Here is a 239-nt window from a genome sequence, read left to right on the forward strand (position 1 = left end):
TTTACCGCCAACGTTTGTATGACATCAGTTGGTTTATGCGTAACCTCAATGAATACATAGCCCGCGAAGCCAATAAAGAAGATGAATGTACCGGTAGATTTTGGGAAGGACGATTCAAATCACAAGCTCTTTTAGATGAAACCGCCTTACTAGCCTGTATGGCTTACGTCGACTTGAATCCTATTCGAGCTAAGATGGACACCACGCCAGAAACCTCAAAACACACCAGTATTCAACAC

Annotated in this window: 1 pseudogene; it reads left to right on the forward strand. The window is 43.1% G+C overall.

Annotation, left to right across the window (positions count from 1 at the left end):
• Nucleotides 1–239: pseudogene (locus AX660_RS20045) on the forward strand (transposase); the annotation flags it as partial.

It is taken from the genome of Paraglaciecola hydrolytica (assembly GCF_001565895.1).
Classification (GTDB): Bacteria; Pseudomonadota; Gammaproteobacteria; order Enterobacterales; family Alteromonadaceae; genus Paraglaciecola; species Paraglaciecola hydrolytica.